An 8,619-nucleotide genomic window follows, 5' to 3' on the forward strand; every position below is an offset into this window, starting at 1 on the left:
CCGGCGCATTACTTGTTGTAAGCCATGACCGCTATTTCCTCGATGAGGTGGTCGATAAAATATGGGAACTTCAAAACGGCACGATTACCGAGTATTGGGGCAACTATTCTGATTATCTTCGTCAGCAAGAGGAGGAACGCCGGAGTCAGGCTGCCAAATATGAACAGTATGTTGAGGAACGTGACCGGCTGACACGAGCTGCTGAGGGTAAGCGCAAGCAGGCCCGCAGGATAGATCAGAAGGCCAAGGGTGCTGCTAAGCCAAACAGTTCTGAAAGCGGTGGGCGTCTGGGGCATCAAAAGTCCATGGGAAGCAAGCAAAAAACCCTTCACAAGGCGGCCAAGTCTATGGAACAAAGGGCTGCCGCCCTTGAAGATGTGGAAGCTCCAGCAAGCATCGCCAGGATCCGTTTTCGGCAGACTGAGGCCTTGGCCCTCCATAACCCATATCCGATTAGAGGTACAGAAATAAGTAAGCTGTATGGAGATAAAGTATTGTTTGAAAACACATCTTTCCACATCCCCCTGGGAGCCAAAGTGGCACTGACCGGCGGTAATGGTACTGGAAAAACGACTTTGATGCAAATGATCTTAAACCAGGAAGAGGGGATCGAGGTTTCTCCCAAGGCTGTGATAGGTCATTTTGCCCAAAATGGTTATAAGTGCAACTGCAATCTAGAAGTGCTGGAATTCTTGCGGGAGGAGTGCGACTACAGCATCTCCGAAATCCGTTCCGTTTTGGCTTCAATGGGTTTCGGACCCAATGATGTCGGTAAAAAGTTACCTGTTTTGAGCGGTGGCGAAATCATTAAACTGCTATTGGCCAAAATGCTGTTGGGTCGCTACAATATCCTGCTAATGGATGAACCCGGTAACTTTTTAGACCTGCCCGGCCTGGAGGCTTTAGAAGCGCTGATGAAAGGCTATGCTGGAACGATCGTGTTTATCACCCACGACAAACGGCTGCTTGATAATGTGGCGGATGTGGTTTATGAAATAAAAGACAGAAGGTTGAATCGTATACGGCAAAGGTGAAGGTATTTTTTATTTAATAAGAAACGGCAACGTGGCCGTCAGTCAGGTTATTGTGGCTTGGCTGACGGCTTCCTGTTTATCCTGCAGATACGCGCTATAATCCCGTCAATATTTGCATTCGGGGAGGATAATGGATATGGGGAATAGAACATTTTTTAAACCGCATTATAGACAATGACAGACAAAAACTGCGGGATGACAATAATATGAGTATTCGGGGGTATAGGAATGAATTACGAGGAGATCATGCAGGAGATAAAGTCGAATCTTAGCGGAGATGCGGAAATCGATATAATATATCTTCAGGAGCAATTGCGGAAATACAAAGAACATGAATTATCGGAGGAACTGGCCTGGGGCATCGGGCGGCTGATATTTGAGGCGCTCCCCGAAGACCAGAAGGCGGCCTTGAGCGACATGCTGGCAACCAACACCCAGGTCCTGGGGGTGGTGCTGGAAGAGGCCCAGAATGAAATCGCGCAGAACAACTACGAGGGTGGCCTGAGCCTTTTGGAGAGCCTGGTGGAGAAGATAGACGCCACCGCGCCCAAGTTCGAATCGGACGGCCAATATGAGTACCTGTGTTTCGACAATCGGCTGGAGGAGATCCTCTATGGCAAGCTCTACAATACCGAAAAAGAAGTCCGTCTTGTCCCCCAGGAATATGCCGACACCTACCTGGTCTACGGCAACCTGCTCCTGGAGATGGGACGACCCAAAGAAGCCCGCAAAGCCCTGTTGAAGTCGAACCGCTGGAATCCCATCAAGGTGGAGACCCTTGTCGAACTGGGAGAGATCTATAAGCAGAACCAGCAGTTGAAAAGATACCTGGAAATAAACCTCAAAGCACTCAATCAGGCTTACACCGCCAGGAACCTGGCCCGCTGCTACCGCAACCTGGGCTATTATTACGTGGAGAAAGAGAATTATGAGCTGGCCACTGCCTTGTACGCATTTAGCGTCAGGTTTGACAAGGATAATCAGATCCCTGAGGCAGCCCTAAAATATATCCAGCATAAGATGGGGCGGAGGTTGGCCTTGCCCAGTTTTCAGAAATGCGCAGAGCTGTTCGCCAATCACGGTATACAATTCGGGGCTAACGATTTGGTCTTGAGTATCGCCATTTCCCTGGGTCATCAGGCCCGGGAAGCCCAGTCCTTTGATGAAGCCCGATATTATTACTCCCTGGCCTACGAACTGACTGAGAATCCTCAAGTCAAAGGATGGATCGACGCCCTGCCGGTCGGGGAGCCCAACTAAGGAAATTCATGGCTGTGATGAGTGAAGCCCTGGATTGTCAAGGCAGCAGGTTTGCGCTGACCGTCAAAAACCCCTGCTAAAATAAAATTAGCAGGGGTTTGGATCTGAATAGGCTGATAATGCGAGGTGAATGATTATCGCCCTTGTTCCAGGCGTTGAATACGTTCTTCCAGGCCGGGATGGCTGGCAAAAAGTTGCCGCAGCCCATGTTTCTTTTCTCCGCTGATTTTAAAAGTAGCAAAAGCCTCTTGTTGATTGTCTACCATGTCGACTGATCTCTGGAGGGACTGTAAAGCCTGAATCATCTTGTGTTTGCCGGCCAGCAATGCCCCTCCTTGATCAGCAGCAAACTCCCGGCGACGAGAAAACGCCATCACCGCGATACTGCCCAGGATGGAGAATAGAATTTGGAAGATGATAATGCTGAGAAAGTGGGCGATGCCTCTGGCTTCTTCTTTAACAAACATAGACACGGTATACGCGACGATGCGGGACAGGAAGACCACAAACGTGTTGATTACTCCCTGGATGAGAGTCATAGTGACCATGTCTCCGTTGGCGATATGAGCAACTTCATGGGCTAATACGCCTTCTAGCGAATCGGCGTTCATGCGATCGCACAAGCCCTGAGAGACTGCGACCAGCGAATTATTTTTGGAAGGCCCTGTTGCAAAAGCATTTACTTCACCAGACGGATAGATACCGACCTCAGGCATTTTTTGCAGGCCTGCTTTGCGGGCCAGACCATGAACCATATTAAGCAGTTGCTGTTCCCGAGCGCTATGGTATTTGTCCGGATCGATTACTTGAACATGCATCATCTGCTTGGCCATCCATTTGGATAAAAAGAGCGAGATGAATGCTCCGCTGAAGCCGATTACAGCCGCAAAGATCAACAAACTGTAATAATCAATCCCATTGGCGGTAACATAACGATTAACCCCTAAAACTGAGGTAACAATGACGATGGTAGTCAGTACCAAGAGGTTAACCAGAAGAAAGATCCCGATTCTTTTCATGTTTAGCCTCCTTTGTTTAGTATAGGTAACAGCTTAACATGATTTTTCTAACGCAAAAAGTGTTTTTGCAATTTTTATTTTATATGTTTGGCCGTGCTGGTTATGGGACAAGAGTATTGCGCAAAGCCATAGAAGTAGCCAAAGAATAGATCCGATATGATCATCTCTCCTGAACGGCTCCCGCCATCATCCTAAGCTGAAGGGATGTGCCGATTATCTCTCTTGTGAAGCGGTGTTCGCTGCCTTGAAGGCAAAATTGCCAGCATTGCCTCTCAGGGCAGCCATATCGTTTTCAATTATGGGTCCTTACGTCATACCGATCCACCGGAAATCAGTTATAATGGAAAATAGCAGCAGATTAGGTCGCAGAAATAATACCTACTGACCTTTAAATCATCGATAGGCTTTTCATATGGGATTACACATTAAAGTGGGGAATCATCTGTGTTTCAGATCACAAAGCACCAGCTTTCTTTTGTGCGCAGGGAGAGCAGGCCGGCGGATAATATCAAGATAGCCCTGGTTCAAGAGCTATATCCTAAACGGATCATCGGCAGAACAGCGGGGCAGGGGATATATGCGGGCCGGTTTGATCACAGCCAGGAACCGGAGGAAATGCGCAGCGATGTGCGCTCCCTTCTGGAACGGATCCCGGATACGGCGGATATGGGACTGATTTCTGAACATCCTGGGAATAAAGTGTCTTTGGATATCTTTCAGGAGCAGGCCGACAGCCGTCAGCAAATCATCATTACGCGTCTGGGCCATTATTTACATGCCGGGAGTGGTGCCGCCACCAATTCAGCGGCGGTATTTACTCCGGGAAATGACCCGGTCATCATTGATCAGATTTCTTTCTCGGAGGAAGACCTCAAATTTTACGCTGAAGGAAAGCTCCAGCGGGGTAAAGAAGTCCATATATTTTTCACCCCGATAGGAAATATCGGCATTATTAGCTGTCATGATTATACCAACGCTGATATTTTATATGAAATTGCCCGACATGATCTGGAAATTCTGGTCGTATCCTGCTTTAACCCGGCAACCCGCCTGTTTATCCAGTACGCCCTGGCTGATATTCATCGCTTATCCTGTTTTGTGATTATATCGAATATTGCCAATTATGGAGGCAGCGGAGTTTTTGCCCCATTTCGCTATAACGGCCCCAAAAAGGCCTCCCTGTCCCTAGGCGGGGCGGTTGCCTATACGCAAGGGGAAAGCAGCGCTTTTCTGGAGGTTGACCTTCCTCTTGCCGAGCTGCGAATGCTCCGCCAGAAAGAACGTCAGGGCCGCAATCCGGCGGACAACAGATGCCCCTGGACCCCGATACAGCCCAGTGAAGAATACTCGATGGACGGACATCCCCACTATAAGCAGGAATTGGGTAAACCCGACTACCTGGTTAACGTTGATCTTGCGGAATCGGGTTATGTTCCCAACCATGATCAAGATGCCTTAAACATAGGTGTTGCCCAATTGAAATGCATGAGCGAGGATGATTATCTCAATCATTTCTATTGTATTTCCTGCTCGCCGAATGCCCCCCGCTTCATAAAAGAAATTCAGGGATACTTGGAGTTCCTGGCCGGAAAATTGGAATTATCCGGGCAAAAACTTGATTTTTTGATCTTTCCCGAAGTATTCCTTCCCCTGACCATGGAGGCCGATATAAGGGAATTCTCCCGGAGATTCAATACCATTGTTATTGGCGGGGTTGAATACGACCCCCAGCCTGTAACCCTGGAATCCCCGGAAATGGCCCAGGGTTCAAACCGCTGTTTTATTTATGTGCCCGTCAAGACCGGAGAAGTAAAGCGTTTCCAATACAATAAAATGACCCGATCGCAGTATGATGCCCGTCTTCCTGAAACAGTAAACGGCAAGCCCGCCAATTTTATCATGGATAAAGGCAGCCAGCTCATGCGTTTCTCATATGGCATGCATTGGTCTTTTGGACTGTTGATTTGTTATGATTACAGTCATTTCGATATCGTCTATAAGATTAACCGGGGCGATTCTTGCCATATGCCCCTGGATATGCTCTTCATCGTGGCCAACAACCCTGACAGCCAGCTTTATGAGCGCTGTTGCATAGCCGACAGCCATCGCTACTATCAGTATATTGTCATGTCCAACGTGGCCCAATTCGGTGGCAGCGGCGTATTCGGCCCCATAAGGACCCCGGGCTTCAGACAGACATTGCTGGGCGCCGGCGTGGGAGCGGAAGGAATATCCATAGCTACAGTGAATCTGGCCAATCTGCAGGCCGCCAGAAAAGCTGCCAAAATCGTCCCGGAGAGCAGCTTTCAGCGCAAGCCCGGCATTTTTCAGATGACAAACCCAAGCTGGCAGGAGTGATAGAAGCGGCGCTTTCCGGCCCGTGCAGGCAAAAGCCGCTGTATCCGATGCAAAATCAAACCCGGTTTAAGGTCTTTCGGGCACAGGGTTATCCTGCATCTGAGTACCGGTTTGATGTACAGCTTTGCCGGGACTGCGCAATAGTGAGGTTGCTACCGCGCCCAGGCATATAAAGAAGGACAGCCAGAAGGTCCGGCGCAGTCCGTCCAGGAAACTGCTGATAACTATCCCTTCAGAGCCGACCTGGGTATGGGTCAGCAATGCCTGCATGGCTTCAGACGACATGCTGGAACTTATCAAGGCCAGGCCTATGGCCATGCTGATCAATGAGCCGGCGTTGTTCAACATGGTTCTGGTGGCGGCGGCGATGCCGCGCCGTTGAGGAGGAACTGCCTGCATGATGGCATTACTGTTGGGAGAGAAAAACAATCCCGAACCCAGGCCGGTGAGAACCATACACAATATTATCACTCCCATGCGAGAATCAAACTCCAGTTGTGTTAAACCCAATACGCCCGCGGCGGCGACAGTCAGACCCAGTGTGCTCAGCCCCGGGGAACCGTATTTATCCGAAAGACGTCCGCTGATGGGGGCGCTGATCATCATGGCCAGAGCAAACGGCACCAGCATAAAAGCCGTCTGCAGCGGCGGTATGCTCCAGATGACCTGAAAAAAGAATACCATCAGAAACGGAACCGCGCCCCGGGCGATGCCGTTTAAAAGGTTGCAGGCATAGGCGGCGGCCAAGTGGCGTTGTTTAAACAGAACCGGATCCAGCATGGGCTGCTCAACCCGGTTTTCTACATAGATGAAGGCGCCCATCATGAGAATGCCCCCAATTATCCCGCCTATTATTAAAGGTGAAAGCCAGCCGACCCCATCGCCAAAAGAAAGGGCCACCAGGATCATGCTCAGGCTGACGGTGAACAGCATGGTTCCGGACCAGTCAAAACGCTGCCCTTCAGGGAGTTTCACTATTTCTTTGAGCTGCGCCCACGCCCAGATGGTACCGATAATACCCAGCGGAAAATTGAAGAAAAATATCCAGCGCCAATTCCAGGAGGCCAGTAAACCGCCCACTATTGGGCCGATCGCGCTCCCGACCGAAAATACCATGAGTATGATCCCCAGAGCGAAACCCAGTTGTGAAGGCGGAAAAGCGTCGGCAACGATGGCGGTACTGGTTGCCAGCATTAGTGCGCCGCCTATAGACTGTATGAAGCGTGCTGCCACCAGCTGTCCGCCGCTGCTGACTATCCCGCACAACAGAGAAGAACAGGCAAATACCGCAAAACCGATCACATACAGTTTTTTGCGCCCAATCATATCCGCTACCCTTCCTATAGACGGCACCAGGATGGTCATGGACAGCATGTAGATCATCATGGTCCACATTATAGTGGCCAAAGAAGAATGCAGGTCTCTGGATATCACCGGTAGGGCGACCATCAGGGTATTGGCGTTGAGGCTGGATAATAAAGTGCCCAGGGTTGTGCAGGACAGAGCCAGCCATTTGTAGTTATCCTTATTGGGACTCATGGTGATATCTCCTTAATTATTTTTTGCGAACAGAATCATGCAGCCAATCATAAAGGCCTTCCAGACAGGAGTGCAGCTGAGCGGTATCGACATTGCCCTGACTTCCCAGGGCGGCTTTCAGCTTGGCGATGCGGTAATTTAAAACCTCGTCTACCAGGGCTTTGCCCTGCGGGGTGAGCTTTAAATAGACCACCCGCCGGTCGGTTTCATCCCGGTAACGATTGACCAGGCCGTTTTCCACCAACCCGTCTACCAGCCCTGTAATGGTGGCCGGGGCCAGGTACATCTGGCGATGCAGATCGCCGATGGTCATGGGTTTTTCCAGGCTCAAGCGCCTGAGTACCCAAAAACGGGGCATTGACAGGCCTTTGTCAGCCAGGTAGCATTTGGTGATCTGGTTGAGTATCTGGTTGAGAGACCAGAAGAGGTGCTCCAGGTCGTTGATGACATGATTGTTGTCTGACATTTATTTTGCCTCCCGAATATTTAGGAAACCAAACTAAAATATATACTCCTAAATATATACTTATTGATAAAAAATGTCAAGAATCGACATAATGTCATGGTGATGTTTACAGGGCGGACTACTATGCTGCCCGGTTGTGTTGTCGCAGCGGCAGGAAGTGGGTAAACGCTAAGGGGCAGATAACCCGCAACAGCTATCTGCCCCTAAATCGCTATTATATAGTTTGGCCTCTAAAAATGAGATGGGTTTCTAAATAGAACTTAGTCAGAGCCTGATTTCATTGACCCTGAGCCAATGCGCTGATGTCAGGAGATGTTACCCTTACAGCATCAAAGTCAGGTGCAGCGGAGGCGTCATTGATTCTGGTTGATGTCACCCTCATTTCATATGTGCAGCAGCCAGGACAGGCCCGGTCACAGTAAGTCACTGTAAACGGAGTCTCTTCTCTCCAATCCGCAATGATTTTCCCTGCAACCGGAATGAACTCAACCAACCTCTGGAATGTCCATGTTCTTAATATATCTTCGACTCCATTGCATTTTCTTACTAATGTAAAGGTCAGTATCAATTCAAAGCTTCTTTGCGGTTCCGGAGTCTCCAGTGCGACATCGAAGAATACCAGACTGGAAAACTCAATTTTAACAGTCGGCCTGCATAGGCAGGTGGTATCCACTGTAACCCTGTCTAAGACTACAGTTACAGGTTCTGTTTGGTTGGGATCAAATATGGCCGCCTGAGGACTTGTTCCACATTCCAATATTATCCCTTGAGGTTTAGGATGTTTGGCGAAAATGCATGAATCTGAATCCGCCTTGCCCGGAACGCAATGGGGAATATATTTCCAGTGAGCTGGATAGACCATTAATACGCTTCCTCCTTTCATGAAACACATTCTATCTTTTAACAAATACAAATATGGTTTAATCCATGCTATGCGCTGCTT

At 49.2% G+C, this 8,619-nt stretch carries 7 protein-coding genes; 3 read left to right on the plus strand and 4 right to left on the minus strand.

What is annotated here, in order from left to right; genetic code table 11:
- Both B3W37_RS02800 and B3W37_RS02805 read left to right on the plus strand, forming a co-directional pair.
- Positions 1-1,034, plus strand: a 1,034-nt coding sequence (locus B3W37_RS02800; protein WP_483174724.1) for an ATP-binding cassette domain-containing protein, incomplete at its 5' end; no start/stop codon positions are given.
- 228 nt (positions 1,035-1,262) lie between these two features.
- A complete protein-coding gene (locus B3W37_RS02805; RefSeq protein WP_483171654.1) occupies positions 1,263-2,294 on the plus strand; it encodes a tetratricopeptide repeat protein in 1,032 nt (343 codons plus the stop codon).
- A gap of 134 nt (positions 2,295-2,428) precedes the next feature.
- Here the strand turns inward: B3W37_RS02805 and htpX are convergent, their stop codons facing one another.
- Positions 2,429-3,313: a protease HtpX gene (gene htpX, locus B3W37_RS02810; protein WP_483171655.1), complete on the minus strand. Its 885-nt coding sequence runs from the start codon at positions 3,311-3,313 to the stop codon at positions 2,429-2,431.
- A gap of 444 nt (positions 3,314-3,757) precedes the next feature.
- Between htpX and B3W37_RS02815 the strand changes: the two genes are divergently transcribed.
- Positions 3,758-5,671, plus strand: a complete 1,914-nt coding sequence (locus B3W37_RS02815; RefSeq protein ID WP_483171656.1) for a hypothetical protein — start codon at positions 3,758-3,760, stop codon at positions 5,669-5,671.
- A 66-nt stretch (positions 5,672-5,737) separates the two neighbouring features.
- On the opposite strand, the gene B3W37_RS02820 is transcribed toward B3W37_RS02815, so the two are convergent.
- The 3 genes from B3W37_RS02820 to B3W37_RS02830 form a co-directional block, all read right to left on the minus strand.
- Positions 5,738-7,210 carry an MFS transporter gene (locus B3W37_RS02820; protein WP_483171657.1) on the minus strand — a complete coding sequence of 491 codons (1,473 nt, stop codon included), beginning with the start codon at positions 7,208-7,210 and terminating at the stop codon, positions 5,738-5,740.
- Between the two features lie 16 nt (positions 7,211-7,226).
- Positions 7,227-7,676, minus strand: coding sequence for a MarR family winged helix-turn-helix transcriptional regulator (locus tag B3W37_RS02825; protein ID WP_483171658.1), 450 nt, complete (start codon positions 7,674-7,676; stop codon positions 7,227-7,229).
- Between the two features lie 277 nt (positions 7,677-7,953).
- Positions 7,954-8,619 (minus strand): DUF4489 domain-containing protein (locus B3W37_RS02830; RefSeq protein WP_483174725.1); only part of this gene is annotated, 666 nt, incomplete at its 5' end.

It is taken from the genome of Syntrophomonas sp. UBA5494 (assembly GCF_002426325.1).

Bases quoted from the DNA above. Each gene is read 5' to 3' on its own strand.
- B3W37_RS02805 (WP_483171654.1), top strand. From the start codon at position 1,263: ATGAATTACGAGGAGATCATGCAGGAGATAAAGTCGAATCTTAGCGGA.
- htpX (WP_483171655.1), bottom strand. From the start codon at position 3,313: ATGAAAAGAATCGGGATCTTTCTTCTGGTTAACCTCTTGGTACTGACT.
- B3W37_RS02820 (WP_483171657.1), bottom strand. From the start codon at position 7,210: ATGAGTCCCAATAAGGATAACTACAAATGGCTGGCTCTGTCCTGCACA.
- B3W37_RS02825 (WP_483171658.1), bottom strand. From the start codon at position 7,676: ATGTCAGACAACAATCATGTCATCAACGACCTGGAGCACCTCTTCTGG.